Raw genomic sequence first — 18517 nt, forward strand, 5'->3', positions numbered from 1 at the left:
CCTCAAAAGACAAGGGCAGGTCTCTGTTTAAAAGATCTGCCCTTGTCCTTATATTCAAAAGAAAGATTACCTCAACCGTTCTTTCAAGACTGCAGGAAGTTCAGGCATCGCCCCGCTCTGCGTACAAACGTAAGCGGAAACTTCAACAGCCAGTTTGTGCGCTTCGGGAACCGACTTACCATTCAGGATGGAAGCACAGAAAGCAGCAGTAAAGGAGTCACCCGCCCCTACCGTATCAGCTACCGGAACTTTCGGAGTTTCCTGGAAAGAGACAACTCCCGGAGTAAATACATAGCTGCCATTGATACCACAAGTCAGAATCAGCATTTTCAGATTGTATTTTGCCAGCAGAATCCAGCACTTGTCCTGTAAGTCGATACCGGGATAACCGAACATACGGCTGATAGTTATCAGTTCTTCATCATTAATTTTCAAGATGTTGCAGCGTTTAAAAGATTCACGCAATACTTCTTTCGTATAAAAGTCCTGACGAAGATTGATATCGAATATCTTCAACTGCCCGTCTATATCAGGCATCGTATCGAGGAAACGGTTGATCGTAGCACGGCTTACTTCATTGCGCTGCGCCAGCGAACCGAAACAAACAGCACGTGTATTCAAAGCAAGGCGTTTCAATTCGTCCGTGAAAGGAATATTGTCCCACGCCACACCTTCTTTAATTTCATAACAGGGAACGCCTTCACCATCCAGTGTCACCTGTACCGTGCCGGTAGGATAATCAACCTGTTCGATCTGTGTCTTCAGATTCTTTTCTTTGAATACTTTCAGAATTTCGTCGCCCAGTTCATCTCTGCCTACCGCACTAACCACGCGGCTGTCGAAGCCGAACTGTGATACATGATAAGCGAAGTTTGCCGGAGCGCCGCCTATTTTCTTTCCCTCGGGCAATACATCCCATAATGCTTCACCCATTCCTACGATTATATTATTCATGATCTACGGATTTAATTGTTTTCCAAATATAAAGTTATTTTTTAATACGGAACGTATAATACAGCAGATAAAGTACGCCGACTGTCATGACAGCTATCGCACCGTTCTGTCCCATCGAGGTATCTGATGCAACGCCCATAGCCAACGGGAATACCGTTCCGCCGAAAAGTCCCATAATCATCAAACCGGATACTTCATTTTTCTTGCCCGGAAGATAAAGCAACGCCTGTGAGAAGATAACAGAGAATACATTTGAATTTCCAAAACCGATCAGAGCAATGCAAGCATAAATAACAGCCTGTTCGTGGAAGATAAACAAACCGGCCATCGCAACCAGCATCATAACCACGCTGATACCGAAGAAAGATTTCGGGGACATCTTGCGCAGAATGAAAGAACCCAGGAAGCAACCTGCCGTACGGAAGATAAAATAAAGACTCGTAGCAAAAGCGGCCTCATCAAGCGTCATGCCAATACGTTCCATCAGAATCTTTGGAGCAGTGGTATTTGTACCGACATCGATACCCACATGACACATGATTCCGATAAAGCAAAGCAGGATAAACGGTTTGCCAAGCAGTGCCAGACACTGACCGAAAGTGGAAGGTCTGCCTTCTTCTTTCTCTTCCTCAATCTGCGTGGCATTAAGCAGGAATATAGCAATGATGGCCACTATCATGTAAATCGGGAAAAGTACACGCCAGCCGAGGCCGAAAGAAGGAATAGCCTGCGTAGCTCCCCACATAGCGATATATGGAGCGAGGAAAGAGGCTATTGCTTTCACAAATTGTCCGAAAGTGAGGCTGCTTGCCAAGCGGTCGCCACGGACAATGTTGGAAAGAAGCGGGTTCAGTGAAGTCTGCATCAAAGCATTTCCTATTCCCAGCAGAGAGAAAGAGATGAGCATCAGTGCATAACTGTCTCCGAAAACAGGCAACAGCAAAGAAGCAAATGTCACAATCAGGCTGAGCAATACTGTTTTCTTCTGACCGACACGACTCATCAGCATGCCGGTAGGTACAGAGAAAATAAGGAACCAGAAGAACACCAGTGAAGGGAAGATGTTTGCCTGTGAATCCGTCAGACCTAAGTCTGCCTTTACATAGTTGGAGGCAATGCCCACCAAGTCAACAAATCCCATCGCGAAGAAACAAAGCATCACAGGGATAAGCTTAGAAAGAGAAGCGTTTTTAGTATTTTCCATTGTTTTATCTATTATAATTTCGTATATTAGCACAGTTATTCTGTTTCTTTCTCAACAGGCTCTTCTTATTTTTTCTCCTTATATCCCTTATGTTCCACAGTCGTGATAAGAACGTATCACAGGGGTGAGCAGACCGTTTCACTACAATGATGTACTCGTTTCACCCGGGTGAGATGATAGCCATCTCCCATACATAAAGGAAAGATAAAGGCATGTTAGCTCATAGATGATGCCTTCCTAAAAGGTAAACCATTAAAGAACGCGGCAAGAAAGGGCTGTTTTATTTCTTCAGTTTATAGGTTACGAAAGAGTCTACTTTGTAAGCTCCTCCTTTACTATAAAAGTCTATGTGATTATAAGGTTCCGAAGGAAATACCTGATTCGTCATAGCAAATCGTCCGCCATCACCGAAAGCTTCCACACTCGACTTATCCACATACAGACGAAGTTTCAATTCCTCTTTGCCGTCTTCAATCGCGGTCCAGGTCAACATCGGAAAGTTCTCATTGAAACCTACATCACCACTCTTGCGGCGATCCATCGAAAATTTCTTTTCTTTCATGTCGTACTGCATGTCTACTTCTTCTCCTTTATCGTTGTAGAGACGGAAGCCGATGACATCTGCATGCTGATTTCTGATAGCCAGCTCTATTTCATAAGCACCTTCGTTACCGGGAACCAGTTCTTTTACCGTACGGGTTCCGTTCACTCTGAATGAACGCTTCTTAAAAATATCACGCAACTTCAGCAATTCGGGAGAAGGAGCAGATTGAAGATAGATGCCATCTCCTACAGCAAACAGACTCAGGTCACGGGGAACAGAGTTCGGACTACGGTATTGAGAGGTCGGCACATCATTGGCATATTGCCAGTTGCTCATCCATGCGATAGCAATACGGCGGTTATCGGGAGCATCGCTCCAAGTTACAGTAGCATAATGGTCTTTTCCCCAGTCCATCCATTTCGTGACATTTGGCTGATTGTCACAAATAAACTTCTTACCGTCGAAACTGCCGACAAAATATTGAGTTGCGGAATCTCCGAAAGGCCCGTCACCAAGACTGCAGAGCAGTACCCATTTCTTTTCACCGGTTCCTTCTACCGGAAGTTCAAACAGGTCAGGACATTCCCACACATTGCCATGAGCGCCGTATCCTTCGCCGAAGCTGCTTTCAAAGGTCCAGTCTTTCAAATCAGGTGAAGAGAAGATTTGCATCTCCTGTCCTACTGCCAGCACCATGATCCAGCGCTGTGTTCCTTCGTACCAGAAGACTTTCGGGTCACGGAAATCACGTGCTTCGGACACCAATACAGGATTGTTTTCATATTTGGTAAAAGTACGTCCGTTATCGGTGCTATAAGCGATGCTTTGTACTTGGCGGTCACTGTTTTGAGTATAGATAGCGACGATGGCGCCTGCACCGAAGCCGGCAGTATTATGATGGTCTACTACAGCCGAACCGCTGAAAATAGTGCCGAGTGCATCGGGAGTTATGGCGACGGGGCGGTGTTCCCAGTTAATCAGGTCTTTGCTGATCGCATGTCCCCAGTTCATGTTTCCCCATTTGGAGCCGTAAGGATTATACTGATAGAAGAGGTGGTATTCGCCATCTTTATATACCATTCCGTTCGGGTCGTTCATCCATCCGTAAAGCGGAGAGAAATGGTAGGTGGGACGGAACTTCTCCCGGTTGCCGGTATCGAAAGTATCGGACAATCTCATTTCTTTGCAGCAAGCAGTATTGTCCGGTGAAAGGTTGACACGAACAGGGTCGTTTGAGTTCATTTTAAATTTAAAAGAGATTGTCTTGCCGGAATAATCGGAAAGGTCTACCGGAACAAAATAATCTACCTTATTGACAGCGAGGCGCACATCGAAGTTCTTTACCTCTTTATTATTAACGATCATACTGATACGTACATCGGGGGAAGCATCTTCTACGGGCAGAAGCAGATACTTCTGGGAAGCATTGACGCGTACAAGGCAATGACCTTCTCCCAGATTTCTAATCTGCAAAGGAGAACCTGCCGCTCGGGTTGAAACAGAAATAGTCATGAGAATAAAACAAATCAGAGCAGTCTGAAGTCGTTTGACAGAAAAAAATAAATTCATGTTCTATGGTATTAAGGTTGTTATACTTTTGATAGTTGTTACAGTGCAAAGATAGGCGCTCCGGAAGGAAGCGCCTATCACTTTTGTTGCAAACGCTGTAAAAGATGTTACCTCTCAGTATACTTTTTATTAATAAGTGCTTTACTTAACGTCTGATACAGTCATCCTATGAATCAATAATTCTTATTTTGAGTATATAATCCGGGAATATAATACAGCTGATTATAAGGTATCGGGAAAAACTCATTCTTATTCGGCTCATAATGGGCGTCTTTATAATATTGAGCATAAGTTTGTCCGTCATATACATTATTCTGTTCACTTGCAAAGTAAGCATTCAACGTTTCGGAAGCAATTCCCCAACGACGTAAGTCAAAATAACGTCCATTTTCCATAGCCATTTCCAAACGACGTTCCCAACGCAGACATTTACGTGCTGTTTCTTTATCCTGAAAATAAGACTCGGGATAAAGAGCGATCTCGCATTGGTCTTTGGCATAAGCAATATGTTTGTTTACTGAATTGGCAGCTCTCTCGCGAATATCATTAATAATAATACGTGCTTCACCCAGTTCACCCAGTTCTACCAATGCTTCAGCACGCATGAGCATCACATCCGTATAACGGAATACATAGTCATTCATAGCAAAAGCTTGCCAAGACCCATTGTATGTTTCTCCTTTAGAACGCTGTGGAACTTCTTTCAAAGAAGTATAATATCCATACGTATTCGGTGTACGGGAATTATTCTTGGTCATCGTATATTCAGCTTCATATTTATACGGATATGTCGGCATACCTACCGTATGGAATAAACGTGGGTCCCACTTCTGTTCATCCACCTCACCATTGACCGGATAATCTATTTCCTCATTATAATCATCAAACATGGGTAAACCATCTTTAGTTTTGAATGCATTAACCAGGTTTTGTGATGGCTTATGAAAGTCCCATCCACAAGACCACATTCCCCAGCATCCATTCAAAGTGTTCGACCAGTTAGCCCGTCCATAACTTGTATTATCATCCTGATAGTCGGAACATTGTACTGCAAAGATGGATTCTTTACTGTTCTTGTAATCCGGCAAAAAGATATCTCCATAATCTTCCAGATAATCATAACCTGAAGCTGTCACCTCATTCGTATAAGTTACCACCTTCTGCATATAGTCTTCGTTTATGTGACTCTCACCTGTCGTAGCCTCATAACCGTCTCCCCATGCCAAGTTCAAATAACATTTGGCCAGATAAGAGGCGGCGGCAATCTTATTAACCCGTCCTCCGTCAGTCTGTTCAGCAGGCAATACATTATAAGCAGTCTCAAAATCCGCAATCACCTTACCAAACAGTTCTTCATAAGAAAACTCATCATTACGGATTTGCTCTATACTATTATTGGTATACGCTATTTCATCAATCCAAGGAACCTGACGGAATAATACCAATAGCTTATAATAGAAATGTGCACGAAGGAATTTCACCTCAGCAACACGTTGTTCTTTTACATTTTCTCCCAAGACCCTGTCTCCGTTTCTGTCTAAAGCAACCAATGCCCGATTGCAACGGGAGACAGCACAATATAAACGATACCAAAGTTCATCCATTTCATTTGGAGTAGTAGCTGTCAGCGTCGACCAAATTTCCAGAGGGTGATATCCTGTATCCGTCGTTCCCGATCCTCCTTTCAGACAATCATCAGAAGTAATGTCACCGTAAGGAAATAAGTTGAACGGATATGAATACCAACAGTCTCCCAACATGGCATAAGCAGCGTTTACCATCTTTTCAGGATCTGAAAAAGCTTTATCCTCATCAATAACCGCTGTTGGACTATAGTCTAGAAAATCATCACAGTTTGTCAAGGTCAAGCTCATCAGGCAAGCTGTCACTAACATATATATCTTCTTCATAATTCTTCCTTTTTAAATATTAAAAACCAAGTTGTAAACCAAATGAAATAGAAGTAGCCAACGGATAATTCCAATCAGGATTCTCCGGATCAGAGCAAGTCAGACTTTTACTCTTGACAGTCAGCAAGTTTTGTCCTGACAAATAAACACGTGCACTGCTCATTTTGAATTTAGACAAGAACGATGCAGGCAAATTATATCCTAATTGCAGATTACGAAGTTTCAAATAAGAACCATTTTCTACGAAATAGGTTGAGGAACGTCCTTCATCAGCTGTATTGTTAGTAGTCAATGCAGGGATAGTGGAACCTGTATTGTTTGTATTCCATGCACCCAACAAACGATTTCCCTTGTTTGAGCCAGCATCCGTTATACTCCAGAAGTCTGTCTGGAATTTCTGGTTATTGTACACATCTTTATCATATACACCTTGCCAGAACATGCTTAAATCAAATCCTTTATAATTCAGTGCAATATTCAAACCGTAAGAAAAAGCCGGAACAGGATTGTAAATCCAAGTCTGGTCATCAGCTGTTATGCCATTTTTACCATCGAGGTCAGCATACTTCAGACCACCGACACGCGCATTTGGCTGACCGGAAGCATCGACTTCTGCCTGATTCTGGAAAATTCCTTCTACTACATACCCTACGATGGAACCATAAGGCCGACCGGATTCAACCAGATTTTCAGTTGTCGTATGAGCATAAGACCCTGTTGACGTTTCCGGAAGGTAAGTGACCTTATTACGGAAGAAGTCCAGATTAGCAGTGACATCAAGACCAAGTCCACAAGCTAAGTTTTTACGATATCCCAGTGCAAATTCCATACCCCAGTTGCGCAAGGAAGGACCATTAGCCCATGAAGCGCCACCTTCGCCCAAAGCCCCCAGATAAGCAGGATTAATCAACATATCGTCTACATCCTTGACGAAACCATCGACAGATCCATACAAACTACCCTTAAAAAGGGTGAAGTCCGTACCTATATTAAATTGTTCTGCAGATTCCCATTTCAGATTAGGATTGGCAAGTTGGGTAGCACGATAGCCTGACGGGAAAGTTCCTGAATATTGCAAAAACAAGTCATAAGCCGTAGAAGTTACCCGGTCCAGTCCATAATCGGCTACATACAAACCAAACTGCGCATTGTTATCAATAGCCTGATTACCGGTCTGTCCCCATGAAAAACGCAGTTTCCAGTCATCCATCCAATCCTTCCGGAGCAGTTTCGACAAACGTAGTCCCAGCGTGGCGGCAGGAAAAGTTCCCCAACGATTGTCCTTGCCAAAACGTGAAGAGCCGTCACGGCGAATAGTAAACGATGCCAGAATAAAATCATCATAGTTATAATCCACCTTTCCAAAGAAAGAAACCAGTCTATACCCTACTTTGGCACCGGAATTTCTCGTTGTTCCTGTTGCTGCATTCGGCCACATATAGTCTTTATCTTCCAATGCATACTCTTCCGAATAAGCAGAGAAATCAATCACTGACTGCTTGGACATTTCAGTACCCAGTAATACAGTAAAATCATGTTTATCTGCAAGCAGGAAATTGTAGTTGGCCGTGTTGGACCATGTCCAGTTTGTTTCATTATTATGAGACAATGTTGTCTTTGCAATATCATTATTGACAATATCCGAATGATACGTATTCGTCATTGAATTAATGAAAGAAGAATAATGGTCGATACCAAAGTTAGATCGAAGTGACAGTCCTTTAATCGGTTTCAGTTCTACATATCCATTACCAAACAAACGCCAATAATCCAAATGATTATCACGGTTATCGTACGATTCGCGCAATGGATTCTGACGGTCGCTCATACCACCGACAGGACCTGCAAATGTTGTCCCGTCTTCCTCATATACAGGAACAGTAGGTGCCATTTTCAGAGCATTCTCCATAGGAGCACAGTCCACCTGACTCGTATAAGTCACAGTGAAATTCTCACCAACAGTCAGATACTTATTTACATTGTATGAAGAGTTCATGCGGGCTGATATATTCTCAAAATCCGTATATTTCAAAATACCATTATTCTTTTTATATCCAAGAGAAAACATGGTAGAATGCTTTTCATTGGCATGTGAGAGAGACAAGTCATAATTCTGAGAGAATCCTGTACGGGAAATTTCATCCAGCCAGTCGGTATCGGAATATTTCATTGTCTTTTTCTGGTTGATATAGCCGTCATACAAGCCATTGACCGTATAATCCACATAACTCCCGGTTGCAGGATTCCACACAGAGATCGGAGTACCCGTTGCAGCATTCAGATTCAACCCATAGTTACTGGCATAAGCAACCGGATCTAAGCCATCATTCAAAGCAGCCTGCGCCATAGCAGTTGCATATTCCGATGTATTGGAAAGTTTCATTAAAGATTGAGGAGTATAAAACTGTGCAGTCAGATTGGCAGAGAAATCTACTTTCACCTTCTCGGCTTTCTTGCCTTTCTTTGTCGTAATGATAATTACACCATTTGATGCGCGCGAACCGTAGATAGAAGCAGAAGCGGCATCTTTCAATACTTGCATGCTCTCAATATCATTTGTATTCAAAGAATTTAAAGCACGGGTAGTAGGTACTCCATCGACTACATACAACGGGTCTTGCGAAGAGTTGAAAGAACCGATACCACGTATACGAACCGTACCGGTACCACTAGGTGAACCATTGGAAGTAATCGTCATGCCCGGTACCTTACCTTGCAAAGCTCGCATCGGATCGGCATCCGAAGTTGTCTTCAAGGTTTTGGTGGAAACGACTGCCACCGAACCTGTCAAGTCAGCTTTCTTTTGAGTAGAATAACCAGTCACAACGACCTCATCCAACATTTCAGAGTCTTCCTCCAAAATTATATTTAACAAAGCTTTCGCTCCTACTCTGGCAGATTTAAAACCAACGTACGAAATCATTAGTTCGGAACCCTGTTTCACTGTCAGTGTAAAATTACCATCCAGATCAGTAATGGTTCCATTAGTTGTAGAAGTTGTTTCAACAACAGACGCACCGATAATCGGTTGCCCGTCCGTTTTGGAAGTGACATTTCCCTTCACTGTTATGTTTTGCCCCCAGAGGGCTGACATGAAAGCAAACAGGAAACAAACGCTGCAAAGAAGTTTTTTGTTCTTCATGACACTAGGCATTAGTTTAATGTTATTAATTTAAAAGTACGAATTATCTCTTTTCGATGATGCAAATTACGGTTGATTTAAATCAACTGGCTGAAAAATATGTTTCAAATCCTGTAATATATGTTGCATTAAACACCATTTCACAGGGTTTTATACATTCCTCTTTTTAGCATACAAATAAAATTGAATTATATTCCTGCACGAGTAGAGAAAACATTATCTTTGCACAAATCGTGACGACCTGTTACGGTTTGTGAATGCAAATAATGAATGGAAGAATCAACAAATACTCCCATAAAATAAGTAATGATATGAAAACAATCTCCAATGAACAACTTACGATTCAGGTCTCTCCGCACGGAGCCGAACTTTGCAGCATTTTTGCTAATGGCAAAGAATATCTGTGGCAAGCCGATCCAGCATTCTGGAAGCGGCATTCACCCGTACTTTTCCCGATTGTAGGAAGCGTATGGGAGAATGAATATCGGAATGAAGGCATCACTTATACACTGAGACAGCATGGCTTTGCCCGTGATATGGAATTCACTCTTGTTTCAGAGAAAGAAGATGAAGTACGTTACCAGCTGATGAGCAATGAAGGGACATTGAAAAAGTATCCATTCCCCTTCTGCCTGGAAATAGGCTACCGTATACAGGGAAAACAGATCGAGGTAATCTGGGAAGTGAAGAATACCGGCGATAAAGAAATGCATTTCCAAATCGGTGCACACCCCGCTTTCTATTGGCCCGACTTTGATGCTTCCACGCAAGAACGTGGCTTCTTCGGATTCGATAAGAAAGAAGATGTGAAGTATATCCTTATTTCGGAAAAAGGTTGTGCAGACCCTTCTGCCGAGTATTCTTTAGAATTGGCTGACGGGCTCCTGCCTCTGGATATACATACTTTTGATAAGGATGCTTTCATACTGGAGAACGAACAAGTTCATAAAGTGACTTTATACACCAAAGAAAAAAAGGCTTGTCTAAGTCTGCACTTTCATACTCCGGTAGTCGGCCTTTGGTCTCCTCCCGCCAAGAATGCACCTTTTGTCTGCATCGAGCCCTGGTATGGACGATGTGACCGGGCGCATTATACAGGCGAATATAAAGACAAAGACTGGATGCAACATCTACACCCGGATAAGACATTCAAAGGAGGATATACGATTGAGATTGAGGAGTAATCCGGCACGGCTTACAGCCAACCACCTCTATTATCAAAAGGATGAACAATTCCTGTCAAAAGCCAAAACAGCTGCCAAACCTCACGGTTGGCAGCTGCAAACACCTAAATCTACAAAACCTAACTTAAAACTAACTCATAAATTCCACTTATAAAATACCTATTGAATTACGACCTATAAACCTAATTTGTAAACGTTGAATGAATTTACCCTGAATATACCCCCTTTACCATAAAAGCACATACGGTTGTATGGTTCCGTCGGGAAAACAAGATTGGTCATAGCTATCTTCCCCCCGTTCAGGAATATCTCTACGGAGCATTTATCTACAAAAATATCCAGTTCATACGTATGGTTCTTTTGAATGGGTGCCCATGTAGCCAGCGCAAAATCATCGATATAATTGATAGAAGTTGTTTTCCGACGGTCATGTGCTTCTATCTCGTGCGGGGAACTGTTCTTTCCGAAATCTACGATACCACTTTTCGTACGGTCCATCACCAGTCTCTTCTCCGGAAGATTAAAGTAAATATCCACCTTCTCTCCTTTATCATTGAACAGGCTGAAGCCCATGATTTCCGCTTTTCCGTCCGTGATATTCAGTGAAAGTTCATAGGCTCCTTCATTATCAGACAATAAAGATTCGATATGGTAATCCTTGTCTACGGTAAACGAAGGAATCTCCCTGCACTCTTTCCGCAAATTTCCGGACTCCGCCACCGGGGCGGCAGAAAGATAGATATCCCCCTCCTGTGTATAAAGTCCCAGTTCACGCGGTAAAGCATTGGCACTGCGGAATTGCCTGGTCGGAACGATATTACAATATTGCCAGTTGCTCATCCAGGGCACGGCAATCACACGGTCACCGGTATTCGAAAAACAAACGGTGGCATAGTGATCTTTTCCCCAGTCCAACCATTTTGTGACATCAGGCCGATTGTCACAAATAAATTTCGTACCGTCAAAGTCTCCTATAAAATATTGGGTACCACTACCCCCAAAGTAACATCCGGGATTAACGTTCACTATCAATGCCCATTTTTTATCATTGCTATTACCGTCTACGGGAAGTTCTACCATGTCCGGGCATTCAAACTGAGATGGTTGCACTCCGTAGCCTTCGCCAAAACTACTCAGATAGTTCCAGTCTTTCAGATTCCGTGAATCATAGAAACGCATTTCTTTATCAGCGGAAACAATCATCACCCATTTACTCTCCGGAGCATACCAAAAAACTTTCGGGTCGCGAAAATCTCTCAAACCGTCCGAAGGGCGCAGGACAGGATTATTCTCATATTTCGTAAAGGTACGACCATTGTCATCACTGTAAGCCAGACATTGAATCTGTCCGTTCTTATCGCTGGCCGAAGTATAGAAAGCCAGAATAGAGCCTGCTCCATAACCGGCCATATTCTCCTGATCGACAATGGAACTCCCGGAGAAGATATGCCCCAATGTGTCACGGGCAATGGCAGGAGCCAGATGTTCCCAGTGCATCAGGTCTTTGCTGACAGAATGTCCCCAATGCATATTTCCCCATTTGGAACCGTAAGGGTTATACTGATAATACAAATGATATTCTCCATCTTTATAAACCAGTCCGTTAGCATCGTTCATCCAACCATAGAGGGGAGTATGGTGGTAAACAGGACGAAACTTATCCGTATTGGTTGTATCGAATGTATCGGACAGCCTGATTTCTTTCCAGCAAAGTGCATCTTTTGACTTATTACGGATATGCACGGTGGCTGTTTTGGCATTGGCAGGCAGAGAAAACGGGACAAAATAATCGACTTTATTCTGTGCCAGACGGATATCCATATCAGTATCGGCAGCGTCTCCTGTGTTCAGGCGAACCTGGCTTTCCGCACTTTCTTCCTCTATCGGAAGCAGCAGATAGCGGGTAGGGTTTGTAATATGGATCACAGTCAGGCTATCACCTTTCTGTTCCAGGGTGAATGTACTTTTGGGTATATAGCAATAGGTCAGTCCACAGGAAACTGCCAGCGCAAGCGCAGCACCTTTACATAGTTTTATCCAAGGGGTTGTATTCATGGTAACAGAGTATTCAGTTTGCACAAGTAGTTAATCAAAAATGACGAAGGCAAAGATAGGGGATATCTTCACCTTCGTCTATAAACTTTGTTTCAAAGAGTAATATTTTTGATACATGATCAAAGAAAAGCATATGGAAGATTTTATCCGACCAGCCTGCTATAAGGAAAGTACTGGCCAGATTCACCTATTTCCTATTCGCAGCAACTTCTATAAAATTACAGAATAGTTTTCTGGCGACTTCGGATGATTCCGAAGGCTCATTCAAGTGGTCTATCAGATCCAGAGTGGAATAGTAGATTTTTCCCTTTCCGCAGGGAACGATCCCTACAGCTGTCCCCAAATGGAAAGGAGTGCTCCGATACGAACCTACGACCATCTCTTCATGATCCATATACATACCCAACCGACGATCTCCGTCGCGCACCAGTTCCTGATAGGGCCACCCCATTGCACAGTTCACCGGCAGCTCTTCAAAAAGCGGATGGTCCTTCACAAAATGTAATCCGCCTATCCAGTTCCTTCCGACCGAATAATAGCCATCATAAGCAGAACCTGTATTCTCGCTCACAATATCCATCCACGATTCTGCCGATTTCAGCAAGAGCAATGATGTACCGTCTTTCTTCACGCGGTCCAATAGTTCCTGCGGAGCAATTGCCGCATTGCCCGGACGCGCCCAGACTAACTGCACACTTCCTGATGTCTTCTGCTGACGGTATTCCAACGTAATCTCAACCTCTTCCCCTTCTTTCAGCTGGAAAGGACGTGTCAGTGTGATTTCTTTTCCATTTCCCCACTCGTCAATAATCCGTTGATTATTGACTGACAAGCGTACTCCCCTATCCGTTGTTGCTCCAATCATATACAGTCCCGTCTGGGGAGCAATCAGTTTTCCCTTCCATATAGCGGAGAAAGCCTGATTGGCCGGCAATAGCGCGTCCGGCTGGGCACCTTCCGCAAATGTGCGGTCTATCTTAGTATCACCGGTCACGCCTGCAAGGGCACGCAAATCATCGTCTTTATAGAAAGAAACCTCAAAAGCAGCCTTACCGTCCTGCTGTTTAAAGAATTCCGGCAAAACAGGTTGCGGCATATCCAGTGAAGGACGTGTGACGACAATCCAATCCAGTTTTTCCATATCCGGTCGGAACGACGGCAATGCAGTGCCTGTAGCTTTCTGGTAGAAGGTTGCCACCGGATCATCAGCTGTGCCATACAATGCACCTTTACCAACCAACTGTTCTTTCTTCCAGGAAACACCCAGCACTTCATCCTTCCCTCCCGCACACACGCGTCCGGAAGCATCTACCAAACGGGCTTTTACCTGATACATTCCGGGAGTACCGGACAGCTTCAGTTCACAGTTTTCAAGCAATAACTGTCCGAAGCAGTCACCTCCCGAAATACTCACTTCCTTCTCTGTCACCTTCTGCTCTTTCCCATCCGGCGTACGGACAGAAATCTCCAGACGATGATTGCCGGAAAGATTCTTCTCATTGACTATGTAAAAGTCAACACCCACTTTTCCCGGCAGGCGGGCAAACTGCGAACGGGAAGAAACAGCGATGTATAAAGGTTGTGTGTAATACGTCAACGCAGCAAGATTGCCTTTCGGGTTCCGATAGATGTCCACCACACCGGAATGATTGTCATAAGGCATCGCCTCCCAACCGTTGATTGCATAGGCATCCCCCAGATTCTGCATACGCATCCCCTGAATACGACGTCCCTGATGATCAAAAGAGACATCTCCCATCGCCCGTGTCAACGAATCTACAGAGCCGAAGTAAGGATACAGATTCTTTTTCTGCATAAACTGCCCGAAAGATTCATATTGTTTCTTCCAGAATAATCCGTCCCATCCGGTCAGCCCTGTGCGGTCTATCTCTTTTACTATTTCAGCCACACGTGGCGGAGCGGAAATAGCTCCTTCTTCTCCCCGCATATATACTTCCGTCCGATTGTCCGTGTACATCAGGTTATCCTTCGGTCCCCGGTAGTATCCTTCTTCCCAAGTGGCAGGTCCGCCGGCACGGTGATTGTCGAACCAACCTTTCTTGTGCAGAACAGTATCGAAAGGCAACATATTTGCTTTGGAATCTTCTTCTGCAGATTCTCTGGAAGCCCATCCCGAAGTAAACGTCATCACGCGGCTCGGATCGAGTGCATGTGCCTTCTTCATATCCTCCATCCGTTTGACAACCAGTTCTTTATCCTTAGAACGGGGGCCGCCGAACTCGTTAATCAGATTGTAAATAACCAGACTCGGATGACTCCTGTCCCGCAATATCATACGGTGCAGTTTGGTATTGACCATTGCCCGGATAAACGGGTCGTGACCTGCCGAATGGAAAGCTCCCGGCTCTTCATAATAGAGCAATCCCAGCTCGTCCGCCTTTTCCAGAACGACCGGAGAACCGATGGAGCGATGGAAGTTAAGCATATTCAGTCCCATACTTTTAGCTACCGATACTTGCTTCTCCGCCATTTCGGGAGTAGCATAAAGTCCGGTGGCAGGCCAGTACCCCCAACTGATGGCTGTACGAAGCATGACACGCCTTCCATTCAGCCTCAACATCGCATCCTTTCCGATTCCTACCGGCTCAAACCAACGGAAGCCGAATGTCTGAACAGCCCGATCGGATAACTTCTTCCCCGATTTCACATCGACGCCACATACATACAAATAAGGAGTATCCAAATCCCAGATACGGGCCTCCGGACAATGAAGTTCCATCGTCACCACATTCGTTCCCTGCTTCAAAGCAACACGGGGCAGTTTCTTTTCCAATATCACCTTGCCGGGATTCTCCTTCTCGTACACAGAAAAGTAAATATCCTGTTTCTCTGTTTTTGCCGAGGTATTGTTTACGGTAAGAATCGCTTTCACCTTCGTCCGCTCCGGCTGGTTCTGCATGTAGATGTCAGATACATAGACAGGAGAAACCGCATCCAGACGTACCCGTCCGATGATACCGCCAAACGATCTGCCCGGAGGAATCTGATACTTTCCCCAATACATTTCGTTGAAGTCCTGCCAGTGGAAGTTACCGCCGGGATTCGTCACACGAACTGCCAGGCATTGTTCTTTACCGGGTTGCACCGCTTCTGTGATATCCGCATCGAAAGGTGATTCGCCTATTATATCATAGGCTACCAACTTTCTATCCAGATAAACTTCCGCACGCAGACGCACCGACTCAAAATGAATTAGAAAGCGTTTCCCTTTCAAATCAGCCGGAAGCTTCAGAGTGCGGAACCACCAGCTAACTCCTACTCCGTCTTCCGGACGGGGATAATCGGAAGTTGTAAGATACTCTTCTACCGTACCGGGTACCTGCACCGCCCTGGCATGCCGGGGTTGTAACCGTTCCCATCCTCCTGTCGGAGGATTCACCGGAAGGCGGGAAAGGCCTGTTATTTCTTCCGGCAAGAAAAGCCTGTCCTGTTTCCATTCCGCCTGCTTATCCTGCCACAAGAACCATCCGTCACCGGACAAAGAAAGCGTAAACCGTCCTTCTTTCCCGTTACTATCATATTTCTGTGCCTTTACCGGAGAAACAAAAGCCAACATCACTCCACACAAAGCCAACAGAATGGAAAATCGATATTTCTGTATTTTCATAGTATATATCATTTTAAGAGATGACCACAGGCCAACCGCATACCCATCACTTCATTTCCAATGAAGGAGGAACATCACCGACTCCGCTACCCCATGCTTTATTGGGTTTGCTGCCCATTACCAATACCAGTTTGCCACCATCCTTCAAGTCTTCATGACTGAACCAGGATTTATTCCACTCCTTGCCATTCAATGTAGCAGACTGGATATATTTGTTATCTGCAGAAGTGTTCTGAGCTTCAATCTCGAATACAGCACCATTGCTAAGTGTTACTTTGGCATTTGTAAAGAGCGGACTTCCGATATTGTAGACCGGCAATCCCGGAGTGACCGGATAAAAACCCAGTGAAGAGAAGACTACAAATGAAGTCATACCGCCTCCGTCTTCATCACCCGGCATACCCATCAAGTCATTGCGGAACCATGTTTTCAGCATTTGGCGGATTCGCTTCTGTGTCTTCCAGGGTTGACCGGCATAGTTGTAAAGATAAGGTACATGCAGTGATGGTTCGTTTGCCATAGAAAACTGTCCTACATTTCCCGTATGATCGGGCAACTTTGCATAAAATTCATACTTGCTTCGTCCGAGCGGTTCTGTGAAAGTGCGGTCCAGATTAGCGATAAACTGTTCCTTTCCTCCCATGAGGCTGATGAGGTCGGCCACATTGTGGGGCACGTCCCAACGATAAACCCAGCCATTGTTCTCTCCATAATATTCACGGGCTCCCATACCTCCGGGATAACGGTAGTCGAAAGGTTCGATCCAGTGTCCTTCTTTATCTTTCGGATGGAAGAAAGCTGTCTCTTTATTGTAGAGATTCCGATAGTTATAAGAACATTTCAGATAATACTCGGCTTCCTCTTTTTTATTTAATGCTTCAGCGACACGGGAGAGACACCACTGGTCGTAGCTGGTTCCCAAAGTGACGGCAACAGGCTGGCGCTTTTCGAAAGGATGTACATTCGGGTCGTTTTCCTTTTCATCCGTACGGAGAGCAGGGATATAGCCATTTTCATGATAGAACTTGTCTAACCAGCCGGCTGCTGCTCCCGACCAGGGTGCGAGAGTTTTTTCTTCCATACCTTTCCGGCAGGCTTCATAAGCTTTTACCGTGTCTACTTTCAGTCCTTTTGCCAGTGCATCGGCTATAGTAGCGACGGCATGGTTGGAATTCATGCGGCGCGTATCTCCGGTCACTTCGGGAAAAGTAGGCATCCACATGTTGCCCATCTGTTCCGCCATGCGCAAATAAGACGCGATGATATCTTCCTCTTTTTGCCGGTCGATCAATGTACGGAGAGGATGTGCAGCACGATAAGTATCCCAGATCCAGTCGTCATTATAGAAAGGAGTACCGTTATCTTCGTGCACTTTTCCGTCGAAAGCACTAAAATAGCGACCATCTTCGCTCATACAAATCGGACGTTCGAAAGTACGGTAGAAAGAAGAGTAAAATACAGTTTTATCATCTTCTGTACCTCCCTCTACTTTTATACGACCCAGAGTTTCATTCCATACCCGGCGGCCAGCTTCTGCAAGTGCCTTTATATTGTAGTCTTTTAATTCGCGATGCAGGTTCTTTTCAGCCTGTTCCTCACTGATAAAAGAAATACCATAACGAAGGCTGACTGTTGTAGTGCCATCGGCAAAACGCCACGCCGCACAAGTATTTACCCCTTCGGCATTGTCTTTACTTGTATTGATAGTACCATTTTCGAGAATACCGGTACTTACGGGTTTCTCCTGTGGCTCTATATACACATACACACTTGTGTTATTGTTCAGTTGCTGACGACCACTGATGAAATTTTCGTTTGCATGGATAGAACCGTTACGGGAGTTTACAATAAGATAAGCCGGTTTGTCCGCCTCGAATGTGATCCGGTAGATAGCTGACTGATGAGAGAGCGCATATTCCGCTTTCATGCGGTTATCGTCCAACTCCACTTCGTAGGAATAAGGAGTAATATGCTCATTGTCATAGTTGTAAGTTATGATCGGACGAAGTTCTTCCCCCTGACAGGGACTGAGATTGAACGCTGAACGTTCCCGGTGATTGGTGACAATCAATGGCAGACCCTTCAATAGTTCCGATGTATAATCGGCACGCTCCGGATAAACACGAAGCATACTGTTAGGCAACTGGATGGTGGGGAATGTAGGAACCAGCAAATGACTGATATTCCCGATATATGGATCGACGTAATCAACCGGTGTCCGTCCACTTGTCTGTAATTTCCCGTTACATGCACTCAGCGTTGAGATGATAACCGCTGAAGCTAAAATATGTGTAAGTTTCATCTTTGTCTTTTTTAAGTTACAATAT

9 protein-coding genes are annotated in these 18517 nt (G+C 44.4%); 1 reads left to right on the forward strand and 8 read right to left on the reverse strand.

Annotation, left to right across the window (positions count from 1 at the left end; translation table 11 throughout):
* Positions 1 to 66: 66 nt before the first annotated feature.
* The 5 genes from BLW31_RS05140 to BLW31_RS05160 form a co-directional block, all read right to left on the reverse strand.
* Positions 67 to 954: a carbohydrate kinase family protein gene (locus BLW31_RS05140; protein WP_010538979.1), complete on the reverse strand. Its 888-nt coding sequence runs from the start codon at positions 952 to 954 to the stop codon at positions 67 to 69.
* A gap of 34 nt (positions 955 to 988) precedes the next feature.
* On the reverse strand, positions 989 to 2158 hold the full coding sequence (locus BLW31_RS05145) for an MFS transporter (RefSeq protein ID WP_010538980.1): 1170 nt from the start codon (positions 2156 to 2158) through the stop codon (positions 989 to 991).
* A 280-nt stretch (positions 2159 to 2438) separates the two neighbouring features.
* Positions 2439 to 4271 carry a glycoside hydrolase family 32 protein gene (locus BLW31_RS05150; RefSeq protein ID WP_010538981.1) on the reverse strand — a complete coding sequence of 611 codons (1833 nt, stop codon included), beginning with the start codon at positions 4269 to 4271 and terminating at the stop codon, positions 2439 to 2441.
* Positions 4272 to 4444: 173 nt separating this feature from the next.
* Positions 4445 to 6181, reverse strand: coding sequence for a RagB/SusD family nutrient uptake outer membrane protein (locus BLW31_RS05155; RefSeq protein WP_010538982.1), 1737 nt, complete (start codon positions 6179 to 6181; stop codon positions 4445 to 4447).
* 19 nt (positions 6182 to 6200) lie between these two features.
* Positions 6201 to 9275 (reverse strand): SusC/RagA family TonB-linked outer membrane protein, encoded by a 3075-nt coding sequence (locus tag BLW31_RS05160; protein ID WP_087935387.1) that lies wholly within the window; start codon positions 9273 to 9275, stop codon positions 6201 to 6203.
* A 359-nt stretch (positions 9276 to 9634) separates the two neighbouring features.
* Here BLW31_RS05160 and BLW31_RS05165 point away from each other — a divergent pair, with 359 nt between their 5' ends.
* The gene (locus tag BLW31_RS05165) at positions 9635 to 10507 is read left to right on the forward strand and encodes an aldose 1-epimerase family protein (protein ID WP_010538984.1); all 873 of its coding nucleotides are present in this window, start codon (positions 9635 to 9637) and stop codon (positions 10505 to 10507) included.
* A gap of 174 nt (positions 10508 to 10681) precedes the next feature.
* Here the strand turns inward: BLW31_RS05165 and BLW31_RS05170 are convergent, their stop codons facing one another.
* The 3 genes from BLW31_RS05170 to BLW31_RS05180 all read right to left on the reverse strand — a co-directional run bounded on the left by BLW31_RS05170 (position 10682) and on the right by BLW31_RS05180 (position 18492).
* Positions 10682 to 12562, reverse strand: coding sequence for a glycoside hydrolase family 32 protein (locus BLW31_RS05170; RefSeq protein WP_010538985.1), 1881 nt, complete (start codon positions 12560 to 12562; stop codon positions 10682 to 10684).
* A gap of 187 nt (positions 12563 to 12749) precedes the next feature.
* Positions 12750 to 16190 (reverse strand): PA14 domain-containing protein, encoded by a 3441-nt coding sequence (locus BLW31_RS05175; RefSeq protein ID WP_010538986.1) that lies wholly within the window; start codon positions 16188 to 16190, stop codon positions 12750 to 12752.
* A gap of 46 nt (positions 16191 to 16236) precedes the next feature.
* Positions 16237 to 18492, reverse strand: coding sequence for a GH92 family glycosyl hydrolase (locus tag BLW31_RS05180; RefSeq protein ID WP_010538987.1), 2256 nt, complete (start codon positions 18490 to 18492; stop codon positions 16237 to 16239).
* Positions 18493 to 18517: the final 25 nt, after the last annotated feature.

It is taken from the genome of Bacteroides faecis MAJ27, from assembly GCF_900106755.1.
Lineage (GTDB): Bacteria > Bacteroidota > Bacteroidia > Bacteroidales > Bacteroidaceae > Bacteroides > Bacteroides faecis.